Below are 18,609 nucleotides of genomic sequence, written 5' to 3'. Positions count from 1 at the left end.
CGGGAGGCCCAGGAGAAGTTATAGCCAGAGGAGTGACGCTCAGATCATCAAGCTCTGCAATTTGGTCAGGGAGGAAATCGCCCGGCGACACACGTTTGGCCTTCTTCTTCTTGACCTTAGCCCGCCGAAATAGGTCGGAGACAACGAGCGAGGCCTCTCCAAAGGTCTGGGCCATTCCGACAACGTTTATTCCGGCTAGTTCCATCCTGAGAATAAAAGAAGTGCTGTTAGCAAAATAGATTTCTTGCAAAACGAAACAAACATTTAGAACTTACAGCATTGAAGCATTACAGCATGATCTAAATAATTCATTCTTCTGGTGAAGCGATTTATATAGGAAGTTAACAAATGGCTGGCCGAAGACTAAGAAAAAAATAGTAGAAGGCCCACCGCCGAAAGTAATGGTCGTTGTAGACCCTATGCAATGATGAAGCATTCTTTTTTTGTTTGGCTGTTAACCTTTCTCCGTTGATTGCGGATTTTCTTTCAGCCTGCTCAATTGGCAACATTAAAGTCTTGTGAAAAGGAAATTCAAACCGAAGGTGATAGTGACCCCTTAGCTCGTCCAAAATATATGCAGTCCTAATTAGCGGCTAGTGGACCCCAAACGGCACAGTGGCGAATGCAAGTGGGGCGGCTGCCAATGACGAATGCAGTGACCTCATTGGGGTTAGTGGGAATATCTCGAATTGCGTGGCCGGCTAGTGTGTCAAGGGGCCCGCTATTAGCTGTCAAGATGCGAAAGCACGTGGAGACAAGCAATCACGAAGGCATTTCTCTGGAGATGTGAAGACTTTAATGTCATCGATCAAGGCGCTAATGGTCACAGATGGAAATTTTTGGAATCTGATTAATGTCATTTTAAGCCCACTCAAAGAATATTTTTTAAGCAGGATTCAATCAAAAATAAAGGAAAAACATTATTATTCATGGAAAGCTAAGTTGAGCGCCGCTACTGCAGCTTACAGGCTTACGGGATTAATACGCACTAATACATTAATATACTTAAGCAGGAAAATATATTTTATTCCAATCCAGGGGATGGAGTGAAGATAGTGTCCCGCCGGTGCTGCGAATGACGGTGCAGGCCGTTATGATGCCCGTCTTAACCTGCTCTTCGAACAAAGCTCCGTTTACGCAGTCCTTACTGTCAATCTGGCAAACTGCCCCATGCTCCATTAACGGAGAATCATACATATGCGGATCTTGGCTGTACTGACATTTTTTAAGAGAATTTTCCCTCCATAAAGAGGCCCTGAAACCATCCTTCAAGTGGCCGTCGAAGACATATTCTTCGTAATCTTCGTTGACTGGAACCAAATGACAAGCCAATTCAGGAAAGACAGCAGCAAGTTCTCTGACTAAATCCAAGCACCTTCTCTTCTTCTCATCGGACTGGAACGGGCGGGATAGATAGTCGTTCATTTCATAATGAAAAATAACAAGCCCCTCTCCCGATGGCGATTCGATGTCAATACAACAGAGCTCACGGACGAGCCCATCCGTCCAGATCAAAGCTGGGATATCGTCATCAAGCCAGAATTTTTGCTTTGTGATCATGAAAAGTGCTGCGTTAACAGTAGCAGACGAGTTTCCAGCGGGGGCTTCGATATCATAGCCGACACAGGTCACATGGCTAACCGGAGTGATATTAGTTGCATCGGGCCCACCTCGCCCGCCAATGATGACCTGGTCAAAAACGCGCGAACGGCCATCTTTCATGCATACCTTCACTTTCCCGCCCTCCTTGGCTAGTCCACGCAGGGGGTCAAAATGGAATCCTACTTTTCTCTTGAATATCTCAATGCGCATCAGAGCCTGCAAAAGATGAACCCCTCCAACAGAGATATACTGGTCCTCCTCGTACCCATTGATTATCCAGTCCAGGACTGTCGAAAACAGTAGGGTGTAACAGGAAGAAACTCGGCCGCCGCCCAATCTCATCATCCCGAAAGCAGCAAAATCAGTTGTTTGCCATGCCGCCCCACCAGGACTCTCGACACCGCAGCTGAAGATCTCGACCAGAGCGGCATGGAAAGTGAAATTATCAAACTCCCTGAGCCAAGCCCGCCTTGCTTCCGAGGCTTCTTCATAACGCCGACCTCTCAGCATGGAAAAGATATCCATCGGAGCGATCAGCCTCCTGCCGTTCCGTTCACACCCGTGGTATAGTAGTTTCTCCCACCCTGCAGATATCCGCTGGAATTCACCTGGTGGAGCTTGTCCAGCCGGCCATTCGTAACGTTTTTTCCGGAAGTAGAGTGCTGTGTGATCGTTGCCGGCACAAGGAAAACGAAGGCTGGACGGAATTCTAAACTTATCCAGATAGTATGACAGACAAACTTGGTTGCCGGAGATGGGCATGACACCGAATGACGTCAAGACCTGGCGAGCGTCGCCGTTTGACATCGGCGATACACCCAAACTCCGAACCTCATCTACTGGGGTAAAAAGGGCTATTTCCCTGACGCCAGCGTCAAGTAGTTCTGCAGCAGCAACAAGGCCAGAGAGCCCACCACCTACGATGGCGACACTAGGTAGTGGTGTGCCTTCCGGATAATGCCCCACACCATCATTGGCATCGCGCTCATGGAGGAAAACCTGATAGTCGTACCGCAGATCGAAGCAAGAAAGATCCTCATTGTAGTTCGCTGGCTGATGCAATGCGTTGTGAAAGAGCACAGACCCTATTGCAACTATGTCGTAACGGCTGAAGCACTCAGCGGGACGACGAAAGAAGCGGCAGGTTGTTTTTAATCCATTTCGCCCATGCACATCACATGTACCCTCCTCAACAAATAGGCTGCTGAGTTGGATGGCAATAAAGCACTGCACGTCTGCAATGCTCGTGTGACTGCCTGGACAAAAACTATTGTGGGCTCGAGACATTTCCTGCAGTGAGAGGTCACTCACGTAGGGCGGGATCATGCAAGCAAGGACGGCGTCGCCAGGTTGAGCAATGCACTGGTTCTCAACAAAGTGGCGCAACCTGCGGTACGACGTATAAATGAAGACCTTCGTGCGACAAGATCTCAGCACTTCCAGTGTGCCTGTTCGGGGACCATGAAGGCAAGGTTCAATCTGGAACACCAGAGCCATGTCTTCTATGGCTTCTGCAAATCCGTGGTCGAACACCCAATCCGTCCACCTTTGCTGATATTGTAGGAGTTCATCGCAAAACTGGTCATAGCAGACAAAGGCCCGAGAAATTGCTCGTTTCAGTTTGGCCGCACTAGGTAGACCGGTGATAGCAAACGGGGGGAAACGGGGGCGGTTATAGGGAAGATCCATCATGTAGATATGGAGTATTGAGAGAATATAGAATTTCCTTTTGTTTATAGAAGGCATGCTTTGTTAATGTAAATCTGGATGTAATATATATAAATTGAAACTATTTGCCGGAATTATCTTTTTATTCTGATGTACACGTAAATGGCGACATGTCATTGAAATTCAATAAAGCTGTCTCCCTAGACAACATCAACAATTAAAGAGATGAACGAAAATTCAAAAAAGTCGGAAAATTACGGCCCAAATTTATGCAATTTCGAACATGCAATAAGATTGACAAAAGGAATTCAACATACAATGGCAACACAAATATCAAACACATTGGAAACTTCCGTTACTGCTTCTGTTTTGTATCGTGCTCATAATGTCCTATCAATTAAGCCAAATACATCTTTAACGCTCGCAATTTCATTATCATCGCTTCCATCGTCTTCCAGGAATTCGGCATAACTTTCGAGCATTTTAGCAGCAGCATCGAGGATCAGAACACCAATTTCATTGAACTCCTTACAGGGATGTGGTTCCCGGAAAGTTATATATTGGCTGCAGAAGCTCGCTCTGCTGATATCGCGGGGCTCAACCATTGTCGGGGCGTCGAAAAGACCGAGAACGTATTTTCTGACAACCTGGGGGTCGACGAGTTCAAACTGACTTTCATTTTCGAGGGAGAAGGCGGTGAGTGGAAGTCCGTCTTCTTTGGCGGCGTAGCAACGGCTGGCATGGTCGCAGAAGAGACAAAAAACATCACTCAGCGGGACGGAACAAAGATCAGTCCGTTTGAAAAAGGTGGCGAGTGCAGCAGCGGAAAGATTAAGACAAGATGAAGGGCCTGTGTGAAGACCGAAACTCGTGCCCCAACCAGCCCTATATACCTGCTCCCCAAGGCGGTGAAGCACCTCCAACGCGCGGTGTGACTCGACATCCACTTCCAGACACAGAACCTTGTCACACTGATAAACTACCGTCCCAGGTTTATTGGCGGCAATTCCGAAGACCGTACTGCCAAGCAATTCTCTATCCCGCTCGACCAAGCCGAGATGGGTGAAATCGGCGGCGGCAAGTTTACTGTTGTCGGGGACCGGAGCGAAAAGAAGTTCAAATTTGGACCTGGGCGGACGTGGACTTGGTCTGCGAATACCGTGCTGCTTCCAATGACTTTTCAATTTCTCTGCAGTCACTGTGCCATCGCCTTTCATAAAATTGTAACTCTCTATCATTCTGGCTTCGACGAGAGCTCCAGAACTCGCAAACTGGAGGGTGAAATGGACAGAAACCGGAGAGTTGCTGGAACTCATCCTCGGCTGAATGAAGATGTATACGATGGCACCTTCTCCAATATCCTGAGCAACTTCTTTCTCGATCTTTTCACGGACAGCATGGCTGATCCCGTCGGAAGTGGCTAACATAGCACTTGCTATGTCGGGGTGGCAGATTGCGCACTGGTACCCTATTCCGAGGTCTCGCACTGGAGTTTCACCGGCGGCGACGGCAATTCGGTGATTTAGAGCAGGCATCCGCCGAATGACGTCGCCGAGGCCTGTCACTTTTTCGGCATCCATTGCAGCAACGACATTACATATGCCGCTAAGACCTCTGGCGACAGCGGCCGTAATCACATCTACAGGATCATGCAAAATCTGCAGCGCAGCGAGTTCTCTCTTCCAGTTACCCTCCGGGAAGGCGACCGCGGCAGCGCACATCGCGTCGCTGGCTGGCATGGTAGCAAGGCAAAAAAGGCAAGACCTTGGAAAGGGAGAGGTGGATGATTGGCGGTGTTTATAGGAAGTCAACGGGTCTGCAGGTCTACATCGACATAATCCGGCCTTGCACGCAAACATTGTCAGCCTGGCCCCACATTGATAATGGCTGGCCAACTAATCCCTGCTAAGAGTTATTTCTCTCACCAAAAAGTCAACTAATGCTTGCCGCGCTGCGTTACATTTAAGGCTTCATTCAGATCGTATTTACACCAGCTTTGAATATGTCTCTTGTTGAGGTCATTCCGGATATCGCGGAACGGGTAGCACGCGGTCTTACGGATCCCTCTCTCCGGGTTCTGCTCGCCTTCGATGGTGATGGCACCGCCTTTAAGCAAGATCGAAACCGTCAGTGCTGGGAAATTAATCCTGCCATCGATATCATCGACAATTTGACCAAGATCGCCCGGAAGGGACATTACCTACTGCTGACGTCCGCTCGCCACTGCGGCGAAATCGCTGCTTCGCCCTTCAAAGACATTCCAGGTATTGATTTTCAAGGGAATGACGGAACGGTCACAATCTTCAAAGGTCAACGTTTTGAATCCGTTCCCCTGCCCAACTGGAGCCGCATTCATGCGGTTATGGAGAGCGAATTTGGCGGCAACCCAGAAATCCGCAACATTCCGATGGAGCATTTCTATGGCTGTCAGATGTGGGACTCTCATCCACGTTACCAATCGGCCGGAGATCTGCTTTCATCGCTTCTTCCGCGTGTAGATCATTCCTGGGGACGCACTTTCCGGGCGACCGCAGTACCCGAGGGTCATTGCGTTATGCCCGAGGAAACGCCAGGCAAGCGCAAAGGCTATTTTGCTTATGTCAATCTACTCCCTCGTGAGATCGGCCTACATATAGCGTGCGGCAACGGCGAAAACGATAAAGATATGCTGACCGCTGTTGGCAACAAGGAGAATGGTATCGCGTTCTGGGTCGGTACCCGTGAGACGAAGCCCACTGGAACCAACGTCTTCGCCATACCGAATGAGGATGCTCTCTCTGCAATTCTTGGCGATCTCGGCGTGTTGTTGCCCGATCTGAGCAAGTGATCGCTCCGATCTGCCGCTGTTCTATTACATCCATAGTCACCGTAGGAAGGGAAAGAAGTCATAATTGCTTCAGTTGTTACTTAGTTTTTTCTATTTTAGTGTCTATGATCCGCCACTCCGGCGACTATTTCAATACACAACGCCAGAAATAATATAATATCTCCATGAGCCACTGCATTATTGAATAAATAACTATGGAATCTTTTTCACCGAAAATTATTTATATTTTATATACTTTATTTAATTAATCAATAATTCAGAATAGAATATTTTTAATATAAATTCTTTCAACATCATTAAGTACTTAAGACTCCCGCCGGATAAGGATTAATTATTACAAGAATCCTTTTTAGAAAAGCTCATATTTATCTGGCAGCCTTCCGAAACCGATGGAAAACGATATCCTTTGCCAGCGCAAACCGTTCCCCGTGAAAGGCACATGTTGGCCCGAGTGGAAGCTCGAATGGGATCTCCCAAATGGTGTCACGGCGGATGAGGTCTCGCCCGGCACTCGGTACCGAACCTCCTTGAACGTCTTGAAGAGACTCTGCCTCTTCAAGTCATCGAACACAGAGGCATGTACAATCTCGGAAAGCGAGTACAGGAATGCACTGAAACGTCGTTGCTCGCTGCTCTCGGAGAGATAGGCAGGCGCAATCTTTCCGAGCTCGATGCCGCACTCAGCTCTGACGATGTGCCCATCGCCTCTCACGACTTCAACTTGTGGCGAGTCTCCGCTTTGCCCGACCAACTCGTACGGCATAGTCGACAGATGTATTTGTTCTTTTTATAAAATGTTAGTAGTGAATATTATTGGCGCCCTTTCTAATTGCTCCAATCTGCTTGTATTTCCTATTTATATAATTTGGAAAATAAGTGCAGGCTCACGTATTGTTGCACGACGACGATTGGCGATAAAATTTTCACCTTTATTATTTAAAGGCGCGGATATTATTATTATTTTAATATCTTAAATAAAAATTGTAATTAGATAGGCTGTATTAATCACTTTTAAACATACCCGGACACCATCTGGTAATATAGCAAAAACGTGCTCAAAAATCGCTTCAAAGCTCTTGTACTTAGCTCGTTTACACCACAATATATCCTGCCACCCCACATAAGGCGACATCGTGCTTTGCCTTGGGTCGCTTATGAGGTGCGCCATGATCAAGAGCGATGATAGCCGCAACCTATTCGCGACCTTTTCATGAGGGAGCACGTTTCGGTAATATCTTGAAGCAAGGCCCGTTGTAAGGCGGTTTTGTTCGTTTGGAGACCTCGGGCGGTTGGCAGGAAAGTTCTGATGACAGTGTGCGCCACTTCGCTTATTGAACTCGGCTGTATAAAATCAGGCATTGGGCCAAGACACTGCGCTGGAGACGGATATCATCGTCGTTTGCGCAACCGCTGACGGCTTGCACGTCGGTCAACTTCTTCCGGTCACGACGCTCCACCGCCCTTAAGAGGCGGTCCATAAAGTTGAGCGCAACAAATCGCCGATTGGCGACGCTATAAATGCTGGAGGCCCCTAAGGGATGTCGAGGCGCCTGCATCCGGAGGAAAACCTCTCGGCACGACGACGGCGGGCGGACTCTGTCCACGTAGCGTGCCAATGCTTCCGCAACGGAGGGCACCAGCGGATAGATCTGGGCTTGTCGGCGCTTTAAGCGGAAAAGCCGAAGCGTTCGCCCCGCCCAGTCGATTTGGTCGAGCCGCAGCGCGGCTACTTCGCCGCGCCGCATACCATATACCGCCAGCAACATTAGGATCGCGCGGTCTCGGATATCGCGGGGCCGGTCGGTATCGACATCAGCCAACATCTTTTGGACGTCCGACCAGTCTGGGGCATATGGCAGAGATTCTTGTCGATAGAGCCGAGGCCGCGATATTGACGACACCAGGCGGTCTGAGCACCAAGCCTCTTTTGCCGCATATCGAAGAAATCCGCGCAAGGCTGAGACGATGTATGCAATCGAGACACGACCCCAGCGTCCGGCCCCTTGGGTCGCTATATAGTTGTCGATGTCTTCTGCCTTCAAATCCTTGAGCCGGTGGCTCGACTGTTCGCACCACAGCAAGAATCTGCCGGCTATGCGCCCCCATTGTTCCACCGTCGACGGTGTCAATCCGCGTTCGTCGCGCATCCAGCCAACATACCGGTCGAGTTGCGCCTGGTACGACAATATGACAGTGGGCTCACGCCACCAGCCAAGGAACTTCAGCCAGGGGCGCCCGATATCGACGACCCGACGTGCAGCGGTAGCCGCACCGTGAACATTCTGCCGAGCCTGCGCGATCGGCAACAACTCCGCCATGCCGACGCCGGCCGCAGCCTCTGGACCGAGATGTCGCGCGATCCACAGGAGTTCGTTGCGTTTGACCCTGAGAACTTCGGGTCTCGCTCCGAGTGTGGCGCAGTGATGCAAATAGCGGTTCCGCTCGTCAGCAAATGGCACTTCGGTAAATAGGGCATCAGCGGCTTGGTCGGAAAAGGAAGGGTGATCCATGTCGAACCTCCAAACGAGAAAAGGTCCGGCTGCCAAACTTGCGATTTATGTTGCGTCAAATCGGGCCCAAATACTCAGTTGACAAAGGGTATAGGTCAGCAGGGCCACATATGGACGGCCGCAACATAGCCCCCGATATGTTCGGCAGAACATATTGGCGGCTACAATCCGCTGTTCAAGGTAGACCGCGATCCGGGGCCGCTGACGCAGGCGCTCTGCTGGTCGCACGCGAGGCGCAAGTTCTTCGTGCTGGCCGACATCGCCACGAATGCCAAACGCGGCAGCCGCGCCGCACCGATCTCGCCTATGGCGTTGGAGGCCGTCAAACGGATCGATGCCCTGTTCGACATCGAGCGGCAGATCAACGGGCTTGCCGCAGCGGAACGCCTGGAGCGCCGTCGCAAGGACAGCCTGCCGCTTGTCGGCGAACTGCACTGCTGGCTTCAAACCGAACGGGCAAAACTGTCGCGCAGTTCTCCAGTCGCCGAGCCGATCGACTACATGCTGAAGCGCTGGAACGGCTTCACGTCTTTCCTCGACGAGGGCAGGATTTGTCTCACGAACAACGCGGCCGAACGAGCGCTGAGAGGCTTTGCTCTCGGGAGGAAGTCATGGCTCTTCGCCGGATCGGATCGAGGTGCCGATCGCGCCGCCTTCATGGCGACACTGATCATGACAGCATTATGCCGCGCGCGGCATAAGGCGGTTTATGCCGACCGGCGAACTATGCCGAGCACCTCTTCCAACTTACCAGTTGAAACGCGCTTCTCTTGCCGTTTTGGTCGAAGACCCGTCGTTGGCACTCGGCATAGTTCTCATGCTCAGAGGGCGTTCAGGAATTCCAGAAGCCGGTCGTTTGGTCGAAATCGCTCGGCCTTGGCGCGTTCGTACGGCTTCAGCTTTGCGAGTGTCGATTCCTTCAGTTCAAGATGTGCATGAAGATAGGTCAGCGTCGTTTCCATCGCCTCATGGCCCAGCCACAGGGCAATGACCGAGCAGTCGACGCCCGCCTGTAGTAGCTCCATGGCAGCGCTGTGCCGCAAGACGTGGGGCGACACCCGCTTCGAGCGGAGGGAGACGCAGTGCTCGCGCGCTTTGGCGACATATTTGTTCAGCAGTGCCTGCACGCCGTCGGCGCTGAGCCTGCCACCGTGCATATTCGGAAAGAGAGCCGTTGCGCCTCGCTTCCCTGGTTCCTTGAGCCAACGCCGGAGGGCTTCCTGTGCAACCTTTGTGAGCGGCGTACTTCGCTCTTTGCGGCCCTTACCGACGCATTGCACATGCGCACCGCGGCCGAGCATTACCGAGTCTCGGTCGAGGTCGATGACTTCCGAAACCCGCAGCCCCGTTTGCGCGGCCAGCAATAGCAGAGTGTAATCGCGGCGTCCCAGCCACGTGCTTCGATCCGTGCAGTCCAGGATCGATTCAATCTCGGGCCTGGTTAGGAACTGAAGCTGCCGCTTGTCGCATCGCTTGCTGGGGATCGCGAGCACGCGCTGGATGTGGGCGCTATGTGCCGGCTCCTCGAACGCCGCATATCGGAAGAAAGATCGAATGGCTGTGAGGCGGAGATTCCGGGTCCTCACCGAGGCGGCTCTCTGCGTCTCGAGGACTTCCAGGAATGCGCCGATGAACGGAGCGTCCAAATCCCGCAGTGTCAATTGAGATGGGGACCTCCCAAGGCGCGCCTGCGCGAACGCAAACAGGAGCCTGAACGTGTCTCGATAGGAGGCAATGGTGTTGGAACTTACACCTCGATGCTTCATGAGCCGATCTGTGAACCACCGCTCGATCAGCACGGCTAAGTCGTTCGTTCGTCTCATGACCGAACCTCCCACCGCTTATCCAATCGCCGAACGGCATGATTCATCAGCTCCGGCGCGGCGGACAGATACCAGTAGGTGTCGCGAACATTGGCATGGCCGAGGAAGGTCGAGAGTACCGGCAGCTCGCGTTCCACATCTTCGCCAGCGCGATGCCAGTTGATCAGGGTTTGGACGGCGAAACGGTGACGAAGATCGTGAACCCGCGGGCCACCGCGATCCCCCTCCTGCCGTAAACCAATTTGCCGGGATAGTCGCCAGAACACCCGGTGCACGTATTGATGCAGCAATCTGCCGCCCTGTTCGGCGACGAAGAAATAGGGACTGCGCGGCGTGCCAAGGTGTGCATCGCGTCGGGCAGCATAGTTTGTAAGGACAGCGATTGTCGTGGCATGCAGCGGCACCAGCCGTGACTTGCCGAACTTTGTCTCTCGGATAGTGAGGACGCCCTGCTCGAGATCGACGTCGGCCCGGAGCAGGCCGAGCGCTTCAGAATGGCGCAGTCCGGCGACCGCTATCAGTCCGAACAGGCAGTGATACGTCCAGCGTCGAAGGGCGTTGGCTGGCGGCAGCGACAGTGCTGCCGCCAGCAGCGCCTGAATCTCAATGTCGCTATAGATGTAGGGCTTTGTCCGCCGTGCCGGCGGCACTGCGTCGCTCGGTGGCACTTCCGTCAGAAGATCGAAATGACTGAGGTGCTGGGCAAAGCAGCGCACATCAGCCAGGCGGATGGACCAACTCGGCTGTCGGCCCATCGACGTCACCCACTGCATTGCCAGGTCCGACGTGATGGTCTCGGCGCCGCGGGCTTCCATGAAGGTGACGAATGCCGACAACCGTCGTGCCGGCCCATCATATTTGTATCCCAGCCCTTGGCGCATGCCGACATAGCGGTTGAGGGCAGTGCGAAGCCGGCTCATTGGACACCTCCCGGCCAGGGCAGGCTCAGTCCACGCAGCTTGTCAACATCGAGCTTGGCATAGATCCTTGTGCTGTCGATGCTTCGATGACGGAGCAGTTGGCCGATCTCGGCAAAGCTGGCACCCGACCGTAAAAGGTCGGTCGCGAGGCTGTGGCGGAAAAGATGGGCGCCGTGATGGGCATAGCCATCAATGCCTGCCCGCTCGAGTGCCTGCTTCGCGATCATCGTGATGGCGCAGCCGGAGGCAAAGCCCACGTGCGGCGCAAGTGTTCGCAAGAAAACTCGCCGACACGCCGAAGCGGGACGCCCATGCCGGATATAAGCCACGATAGCTGTTCCGACGTCGTGACGCAGCGGCATAGTCGCTTGCCGCCGTCCCTTTCCGTGTACGAGAATCGTGCCCGACTGCCAGTCGATATCATCGAGATTGAGGGTAGCAACTTCGCTAGCGCGCAAACCGAGCTTGGCCAAGATCATCAGAACCGCATAGTCCCGATGTCCCATTGCCGTCGTCCGGTCACAGGCATCGAGAACCTTCTGGACCTTCTCTGGCGGCAGGAAGGTTGGAAGGCCGGCAAGTCGCCAGCGGCGGATGGATGGCACGCAATCGGCCAACGCCGTCGAAATGAAGCCCTTCAAATGCAAGTAGCGCAGTAAGGCACGCACGACTCCGCACATTGCCTTGCCGCTGTCGGCGGAGCCATCGAGCGCATGTCGTTCGACATACCCGATGACAATCTCCGGGGTGAGCGCTGCAAACCCATTCGCGCCGGCAGGACAGACCTCCCGCAGAAATCGAAGTGACAGAAGCTTGTAGCTCCCCACCGTCGAGGCGGCGAGCCCTCTCTCATTCGAGAGATATGCCCCGAATACATCGACGATCTGCTCGTGCTCAGTGCGCTCAACCGGAAGCGCACCTGGTATTAAGCCCTCTTCCCGTAACGCTGAAAGCACGCGTCGGAGTGCCGATCGGTCGCCCGTATCGGGACTCCAGTGTTTGAAGCGATGCTCAAGAAAACGATCGACATAAGCTTCGCTCAAATCCTGCGGGGCATATCCATTGCCAACATGCCAGTCCATCAGGTCTCGAAACAGGCTCAGCGAGCGCCACGTGCATTGCCGACCCAAGCCTTCTTTCGACATGCTGGCGGCGTAAACACGCGCAAACTCCCGATACGGACCGTGGAGCAGCTTCCGATATAGGGCGCTGCGATTCAAATAGTCAGTTGTGTTCATGTGTCCTCTCCTTCGCGTCAATTGCGACGGAGAGACCCTAAGCTATGCCGACTGGGCGACCGCTATGCTGCCGGAAACGTTGGAAAAAACTTGATTAATAGGCATAGTTCGCCGGTCGGCATAAAGTGCCAAGCTCAACGACGTCGATCCGCAGGCTTGGCTTGCTGACCTCCTGGCCCGCATCGCCGACACGCCAATCAGTAAGCTCGAGCAATTGCTTCCGTGGAATTGGCAGCCGCACGGATTGAAAGCTAAAGCAGCCTAACCTGCGGCCTTCACCGGATGCTTACCCTACAGTAAACTGACTCGTAGCATTGCACCAGGTTGGGTCCGCCGGGTGGCGTTCAACGCGGCACATACCCCTCCAAATCCGGCAACAGGACGACGCTTTCCTGCTCCTTCGGGTCGGTGCGGGCGATGACCGCTGTCGCCGGCCGGTCGCTGAGATTGGCGGGAAGATGCGGAACGCCAGCCGGAATATAGAACATCTCATCTTCGCGAACGATGACGTGTTCTTCCAGCTGGTCGCCGAACCAGCAATGCGTCTCTCCGGAAATCGCATAGATCGCTGTCTCATGCGAGGCGTGCAAATGCGCCTTGGCGCGGGCGCCCGGCGGTATGGTTAAAAGATGCATGCAGATCCCCGTCGAGCCCACTGTCTCGGCCGCAATCCCTTCGAAATAATTGAGACCCTGTTTTCCGGCATAGGTGCTGCCGGGCCGCACGACACGGCAGGTGGGCTTCGATGAGACACTCGTGGCAGTTATTTTCGGGGATGGCACGGATTTCTCAGTGATCATTTTGACGCGAAACGTTGGTAGTTTGGGAATATGGCAGCAGGGATGAGCTCATTTGCCGGGGGGCGACTTGACAACTCGGTGTGTGCCCCCCTAGTTTAGCTATCATCGCGACAAAGTACCTGAGCCGGTGCGATCCCGATTCATCGAGCGGTCGCAAATTTCGGCTCTCGGCGAACTAAGCTTTTCCCTATCATTCGACGATCGCGATTCGTGCAATTCATTCAACCTGGATCCACCGCCATCATGAACGTGGCGATCGTCGCCGACGAACCCGGATCCGGCTTGATGGACGACGGTCATATCCGATTCGAGCGGCCCATCAAGTTCGTTTCCAAGATGACTGTTGGTATTTTCCCGCTGCGACCGCGAGGGGTTAGCTGAAGGGTGCTGCCAGGCCTGTTTATGGAGGGCACGTTCCGCGGCACGTAATACTTGAGCCTCGAGTTCGCGTCCACTTAATGTCTTCAATTCTTTACCGACCGTAACTCCGAGGATTTTTTTGGAGACCTCTTTGATTTCGGCGTTCAGGTATGTCGCTTCCGCTTTGTATATCTTCCCAAACGTGTGCTTGCTGCTCTTTAGCTCCCCTGTAGCGTCATCGTAGACGGCTGAACGCTTGTTGAGGAGGCTTCGATGTGCGGAGACATCCCGACCTAACTCGTGGCCGTCCTTATCCAGCCGGGATCTATATGATTCACTGAAAGCTCCGCCAAGCTTGCGGATACTTGTTCTAGATGTTTGTCGATCCGGTGCCTTTTGTGAAGACATCGAATAGCCCATCCGTTTGCTTGCAATGAGCTCCAGATTACCCTTGTCATCGCGTTCGAAAGTCTTTTGTTGGGAGCCCTCCCGACGCGTTAAAACGCGATAAAGCCTCTTCTCCAGGCCACTCTCATAAGGACGTCCGATTTCCTCGGAAATGGGATGCAACGCCCGTCCAGTAAGTCTGCGCCGATCGATGTATCGGGTGCGCATCAGTTCACCGTTTTCGTCCCGCTCCCATTTTTCTTCGAAGGCACCGGCTTTGCTTTTGATATGTTTCTCGCTCAACACGCCGTTCTGGTCGTAGTCATAGCGACGGACACTATTCCAGTCAGACCTCTCGTAGTGAATAAGCCGAAGGGAGCCAGTTGTTTGATCTCGAATGAAAACCTTCTTCTTCTTTTTTATGAGACCCCGACTATGGGTCAATTCTCCATTGCTATCGACCCGCAGTTGCTCGCTGCGAAACGGCTTGTGGGCGATCACACCACGGAAATCTGCATCGAGCTTATTGAGGAGTTGCAGTTTCGAGGCATATTTTTTCAACGCCGGCGGCGCTTCAAGTCGCGCGCGCCTTTCCTGCGCCTCGCGTTCCACAAGGTACGCCTGCCCTAACTGATCAACCAGGCGTTCATCAGAATTGCGCGTGGTCGCTGTAGAAGATTTCTGCGGGGCTTTTTTATTTATACTGACCATTAGGTGGGCCTTCCCTGTGCACGCTTTATCGATGCTCGTTTAAAAATTCGCTCGTCAACCAAGTGCTTTCGTCGGAGAAATAATCGAATATTCAGACCAAGTTCTACCGGCTGAGATCAGAATTTGACCTCCCTCGCGGTGCCCGGGTTAAGTTCGCGCGAGCATCGCGGTAAGCCTTCTCAATCGATCCAGCGATTCCTTCCGCTTTTACCATCTGGTCGTGAGCACTGAGAGTTTCGGGAAGGAGCTCAGTGCGGATTTTTTGTTCGATCTGAAGAATGTCCGTGGCCAGTTGTTTATTGCTCCGCTCGTGCGGACCTTCGGATGTCGACGCAAGCCCCAAATGCTCCTGCGCATGGATGCGTTCGTCGGCGTAGAGTCTCGCAAGCTGGGGTCTCTTCGCCATTGCATCGAAGATTTGTGACTTGTGTTCGAGTTCCAACTGGTTGTGCGCCGCTGCAATCGCGTAGGCTGCATAATGGCGACTGTCGTAGTTGATAGGCCCGTCTACCTTGAAGTATTCAATTGCTCTGTCGATAAGGCGTCTCTTGTCGGCCCTCTCGAGGTCACTCAAATGGGACGTCATCGACATAATCGCCTCCGCCTGCTCACCGCCTTCCGACATATTGAGAATGTGATTGACGATCGCTGTTTTCCTGGCGGGCGATTGGAACTTCAAAGTTGGACCAATTGTCCTGATGCGCTGGCTCGCCAGCGCAAACTCGCCAGCAGGGTCCGGTTCCGGATAGTTCGGATACTCGGCAAAGCCGTTCCGGGGTACAGCCAGGTCATACAATGCCTTGCTTGAGGCACCCAGTCGATTTACGCTTCGGTGGAACGTTCCGACATCGCTCTGATCGACCGATGCCCGAACCGACGGGCTCGCAAGTTTAAAGCTTGTGAGGTTGGCTGCCGTTTCGACTGGATCGTCGGTCGGCAGATGTTTGGCAACTTCCACCAAAATGTCATTCGGTAAGGTGGCTGCACTTTCGGTCTTATCACCACCGAGGACCGAAAGCTCGCGTTCCTGCATTTTCTGGCCGTCTTCGAGCATAACTCACACTCCAACGCGGATCAAGGATATGCGAAGTCTAACACCTGCGCTTAAGGCGTTGAATGGACATCGTGTTTCAACTGAAATTCAGGCCCTGGCGATCGATTGCACTACGGCGCGTTTTTTGCGGGGGATTTCAAAGAGTAGCAGTACAGCCTGCGGTTCAAATGCTGAACCATCATTTTTAAGCATCGATACAAAGTCCGCTAACGATGGTCATCTCCAGCTTTGTCACCGTTGTAATGCTTTGTCCCGACCGCGATCGCGCGGATCATAAACCCGTCGTTCATCAAACTCGTGAGTTGCTTTTTCAACTTCTGCGCTCGACGATTGGGCTTTCAAGGGTGAAGTGCCTATTGAGGCGGCAGTCCGGTTCAACGCGGAAACAAGCGCAGCTTTTTTCTTCCGCAACCCAAGTGTCTTGGCCTCCAGGTCCTTCTTGACGTCATAAAGGGCTAAAAACTCTCGATAGACTTGCTGCTCACGCTCGCGTGTTGGCCATCTTCCTGTCAATGCTGTTTCGCGAGCGAGTACAGCTTCTGTCTGGCCACGTGGCCCAAGGTGCAACAATTCCGGAGCTTGCTCTTTACTGGGCGGAGAAAGTACCGGATCGCGGCTTACCGTATAGTTGTAGCTAGTAGTCGCGACCTGAAGCGGCATGATAACCCCATCTGGCGTTTCGCTCTGCAGCCCGTCGTTAGCGAGCTGGTGTGCGTAGCCTAGCTGGTTTAATTGATACCCGTTTGACGCCGTTGCACCTTCCGTGGACGCAACAGGGTCCGATAGAGTTGCCCTTTGATCCGAGCGGTAACTTGCGTCATCTGGCCAGCCGCGCCCCACCAGTCGGGTCCGCCCCCTTCCCGTACCAACATGTTGTCGATGAAGTTCCTTGCATTCGAGATAGGCGGGCATAGGCCTTTCCAGCCGCCGGCCCTCTTTGGTCGAGCGCAGGGTATCGTGGACAACCTTGAACCCGAAAATATGCTCCGACTCGTATTTCCCGGTCTCGGTCGCAAGCCGAGCTCGTTCGTTTTTTCGACTTCCATAAGTGCCGATATTGTCGCTTCTCGAGCAAGCGGCTTTTTCTGGCTGAGTGGACTGAACCGTCAAACAACCCTCGTGAGACGACAGTCTTTCCGCACTTGAAATTACGTCATAGGCCGTTGCTTTAGCGCCTCGACGGCTCTTGGCACCCAGCCGTTTAACTTTGCTTACCTCGTCGAGGCGATTACTGTCGGCGATGCTGGCGGTTTGGTCTGCATCCCTCCCAGAGGGCCCGAAATATAGAGCACGTCTTGCTTCCAATTGTGCGCACGTCAGGTTTTGCACGTGAGTCGGCTGTTGTGCTGGCTCACGTGCGAGACTAGGCGAGCGCGCTTCCGGTTGATCACCTAAACTGAGGCGGGACTTATTGGTCGTGCTTGCTTGCGACAGAAGACCAGTCGCCCCGCCATCCTCAGACGGATCATGTTCATCGGGAATCCAGGCCGCCGGGTCGAGCTCTGCCAGGCGCGCGTTCACCACCAGATTTTGCCACCGCGGCTGGGCTAGCTGCCTCCACCGTCCGTACGCCTGACGCTCCGCATCCCCAAGCAACATTCCCTCGTATAAAAAGACTGAGGAAGATGTCTTCCCGATCATCCCATTCGAAACGGCACCGCCTTCGATAGCAGCTTGGCGCGCGACTATGATAAGATCTTCCCAGGTGGGCCGGTCCGGCCTGCTCCAACGATCATGCGCAGCGCGCTCGGCTGCTCCGAGCGCCACTCCATCGTACACGAAGAACGCACGCGACACCTGCTCGGCGTTAATTGGGACGCCCGAGATGCGCCCGGACTCGTTGGAAGAAACGTCGTTGCCTGGTTGGTGTTCGCACCACGTCGGAGCAGACTGGTGCAATTCCGCAACGCGTGCGTCCACAACCAGGTCTTCCCATCCTGGTTGCGCGGGCTCGAGCCATTTTTCATATGCTAGGCGTTCCCCCTCCCCAAGCGGGACGCCTTCGTACTCGAAGACCGAGGTGTCATTTGATTCGTTGAGCCAGGTGGAGGTGTCGATTGCGTCAAGACGGGCGTCAACTATCAGGTCTTTCCAGGATGGCGGTTGCGGTTTACTCCAATTCTCATATGCTTCGCGCTCAGGCGAGCCGAGTCTCATCCCATCAAATTCGAATGGTTCAGGGAAACCGTTCTTTTGACCAATGGAGCTTGTCCGCTTACGCTTAGGCGCCTCCGATCGGAATTCCTCTTGAAGGGGACTACACTCATTCGGAATTGCAGCAGAGGTGTTTAGCTCTTCAATACGCGCGTTCACAACGAGTTGTTGCCAACTGGGCTGTCCCGGCTCCACCCATTCCTCGTAGGCATGCCGTTCCCCTTCCGCCAGAGGAACACCATCATAAACAAAAGTTGAAGAGGTACTTTCTCCGACATCGACATTCCAAGCGAAACTGTCAATCGCGTTCAGGCGAGCGCTCAGTATCAGGTCTTTCCAACTCGGCCGGTCCGCTCTATCCCATGTCTCGTACGCGGACCGCTCGGCTGCGCCCAGTCTCATTCCATCGTAAGCGAATTGCGCAGATAAATTTTCCCGGTGATCCATTTGGCCGTCAGATGGGGAGCAAGCAAAACGGTTCCAAGGCTCTTTGGGATGAAGGACAGGCGTAACCCCTGCGCGAACCTGGGGCGAGGATCTAGCCGACCCGGCGTA

At 53.5% G+C, this 18,609-nt stretch carries 11 protein-coding genes and 2 pseudogenes; 3 read left to right on the top strand and 10 right to left on the bottom strand.

Annotated elements, in window-relative coordinates:
- Positions 1-1,005: 1,005 nt before the first annotated feature.
- On the bottom strand, positions 1,006-3,348 hold the full coding sequence (locus ACVTFQ_RS33595; RefSeq protein ID WP_116979321.1) for an FAD-dependent oxidoreductase: 2,343 nt from the start codon (positions 3,346-3,348) through the stop codon (positions 1,006-1,008).
- 302 nt (positions 3,349-3,650) lie between these two features.
- Entirely contained in the window at positions 3,651-5,009 is a 1,359-nt protein-coding gene (locus tag ACVTFQ_RS33590) for a hypothetical protein (RefSeq protein WP_077768103.1), read from the bottom strand.
- Positions 5,010-5,272: 263 nt separating this feature from the next.
- On the opposite strand from ACVTFQ_RS33590, the gene ACVTFQ_RS33585 reads away from it, so the two are divergent.
- Positions 5,273-6,097, top strand: coding sequence for a hypothetical protein (locus tag ACVTFQ_RS33585; RefSeq protein WP_010900201.1), 825 nt, complete (start codon positions 5,273-5,275; stop codon positions 6,095-6,097).
- Between the two features lie 1,328 nt (positions 6,098-7,425).
- Here ACVTFQ_RS33585 and ACVTFQ_RS33580 read toward each other — a convergent pair.
- The gene (locus tag ACVTFQ_RS33580) at positions 7,426-8,607 is read right to left on the bottom strand and encodes a tyrosine-type recombinase/integrase (protein WP_077768104.1); all 1,182 of its coding nucleotides are present in this window, start codon (positions 8,605-8,607) and stop codon (positions 7,426-7,428) included.
- 144 nt (positions 8,608-8,751) lie between these two features.
- Between ACVTFQ_RS33580 and ACVTFQ_RS33575 the strand changes: the two are divergent.
- Positions 8,752-9,288: pseudogene (locus ACVTFQ_RS33575) on the top strand (IS66 family transposase); the annotation flags it as partial.
- A 140-nt stretch (positions 9,289-9,428) separates the two neighbouring features.
- On the opposite strand, the gene ACVTFQ_RS33570 reads toward ACVTFQ_RS33575, so the two are convergent.
- From ACVTFQ_RS33570 to ACVTFQ_RS33560, 3 genes are read right to left on the bottom strand one after another with little or no spacing between them, the layout of a single operon-like run.
- A complete protein-coding gene (locus tag ACVTFQ_RS33570; RefSeq protein ID WP_077768105.1) occupies positions 9,429-10,430 on the bottom strand; it encodes a tyrosine-type recombinase/integrase in 1,002 nt (333 codons plus the stop codon).
- Complete coding sequence (locus ACVTFQ_RS33565; protein WP_077768106.1) at positions 10,427-11,350, bottom strand: tyrosine-type recombinase/integrase; 924 nt, start codon at positions 11,348-11,350, stop codon at positions 10,427-10,429. Before ACVTFQ_RS33565 ends, ACVTFQ_RS33570 begins: the two co-directional genes overlap by 4 nt.
- Positions 11,347-12,588 (bottom strand): site-specific integrase, encoded by a 1,242-nt coding sequence (locus tag ACVTFQ_RS33560; protein ID WP_012476048.1) that lies wholly within the window; start codon positions 12,586-12,588, stop codon positions 11,347-11,349. The genes ACVTFQ_RS33565 and ACVTFQ_RS33560 overlap by 4 nt, the downstream gene beginning before the upstream one ends.
- A 124-nt stretch (positions 12,589-12,712) precedes the next feature.
- Here ACVTFQ_RS33560 and ACVTFQ_RS33555 point away from each other — a divergent pair.
- Positions 12,713-12,853 (top strand): annotated as a pseudogene (locus tag ACVTFQ_RS33555) (transposase domain-containing protein); the annotation flags it as partial.
- Positions 12,854-12,932: 79 nt separating this feature from the next.
- Here the strand turns inward: ACVTFQ_RS33555 and ACVTFQ_RS33550 are convergent.
- The 4 genes from ACVTFQ_RS33550 to ACVTFQ_RS33535 form a co-directional block, all read right to left on the bottom strand.
- The gene (locus tag ACVTFQ_RS33550; RefSeq protein WP_012476047.1) at positions 12,933-13,388 is read right to left on the bottom strand and encodes a cupin domain-containing protein; all 456 of its coding nucleotides are present in this window, start codon (positions 13,386-13,388) and stop codon (positions 12,933-12,935) included.
- Positions 13,389-13,490: 102 nt separating this feature from the next.
- Positions 13,491-14,846, bottom strand: coding sequence for a hypothetical protein (locus ACVTFQ_RS33545; RefSeq protein WP_012476046.1), 1,356 nt, complete (start codon positions 14,844-14,846; stop codon positions 13,491-13,493).
- 103 nt (positions 14,847-14,949) lie between these two features.
- Entirely contained in the window at positions 14,950-15,900 is a 951-nt protein-coding gene (locus tag ACVTFQ_RS33540) for a hypothetical protein (protein WP_077768107.1), read from the bottom strand.
- Positions 15,901-16,131: 231 nt separating this feature from the next.
- A complete protein-coding gene (locus ACVTFQ_RS33535) occupies positions 16,132-18,501 on the bottom strand; it encodes a virA/G regulated protein (RefSeq protein WP_236771576.1) in 2,370 nt (789 codons plus the stop codon).
- Positions 18,502-18,609 lie beyond the last annotated feature (108 nt).

The sequence above is a fragment of the Rhizobium sp. O111 genome (assembly GCF_055616315.1).
Note: the sequence above shows the minus strand (reverse complement) of the source record. Positions and strands in the feature narration are given on the sequence as shown.

Coding starts and splice junctions, on each gene's coding strand:
- ACVTFQ_RS33595 (WP_116979321.1), bottom strand. CDS start 3,348: ATGCCTTCTATAAACAAAAGGAAATTCTATATTCTCTCAATACTCCAT.
- ACVTFQ_RS33590 (WP_077768103.1), bottom strand. CDS start 5,009: ATGCCAGCCAGCGACGCGATGTGCGCTGCCGCGGTCGCCTTCCCGGAG.
- ACVTFQ_RS33585 (WP_010900201.1), top strand. CDS start 5,273: ATGTCTCTTGTTGAGGTCATTCCGGATATCGCGGAACGGGTAGCACGC.
- ACVTFQ_RS33580 (WP_077768104.1), bottom strand. CDS start 8,607: ATGGATCACCCTTCCTTTTCCGACCAAGCCGCTGATGCCCTATTTACC.
- ACVTFQ_RS33570 (WP_077768105.1), bottom strand. CDS start 10,430: ATGAGACGAACGAACGACTTAGCCGTGCTGATCGAGCGGTGGTTCACA.
- ACVTFQ_RS33565 (WP_077768106.1), bottom strand. CDS start 11,350: ATGAGCCGGCTTCGCACTGCCCTCAACCGCTATGTCGGCATGCGCCAA.
- ACVTFQ_RS33560 (WP_012476048.1), bottom strand. CDS start 12,588: ATGAACACAACTGACTATTTGAATCGCAGCGCCCTATATCGGAAGCTG.
- ACVTFQ_RS33550 (WP_012476047.1), bottom strand. CDS start 13,388: ATGATCACTGAGAAATCCGTGCCATCCCCGAAAATAACTGCCACGAGT.
- ACVTFQ_RS33545 (WP_012476046.1), bottom strand. CDS start 14,846: ATGGTCAGTATAAATAAAAAAGCCCCGCAGAAATCTTCTACAGCGACC.
- ACVTFQ_RS33540 (WP_077768107.1), bottom strand. CDS start 15,900: ATGCTCGAAGACGGCCAGAAAATGCAGGAACGCGAGCTTTCGGTCCTC.
- ACVTFQ_RS33535 (WP_236771576.1), bottom strand. CDS start 18,501: ATGGATCACCGGGAAAATTTATCTGCGCAATTCGCTTACGATGGAATG.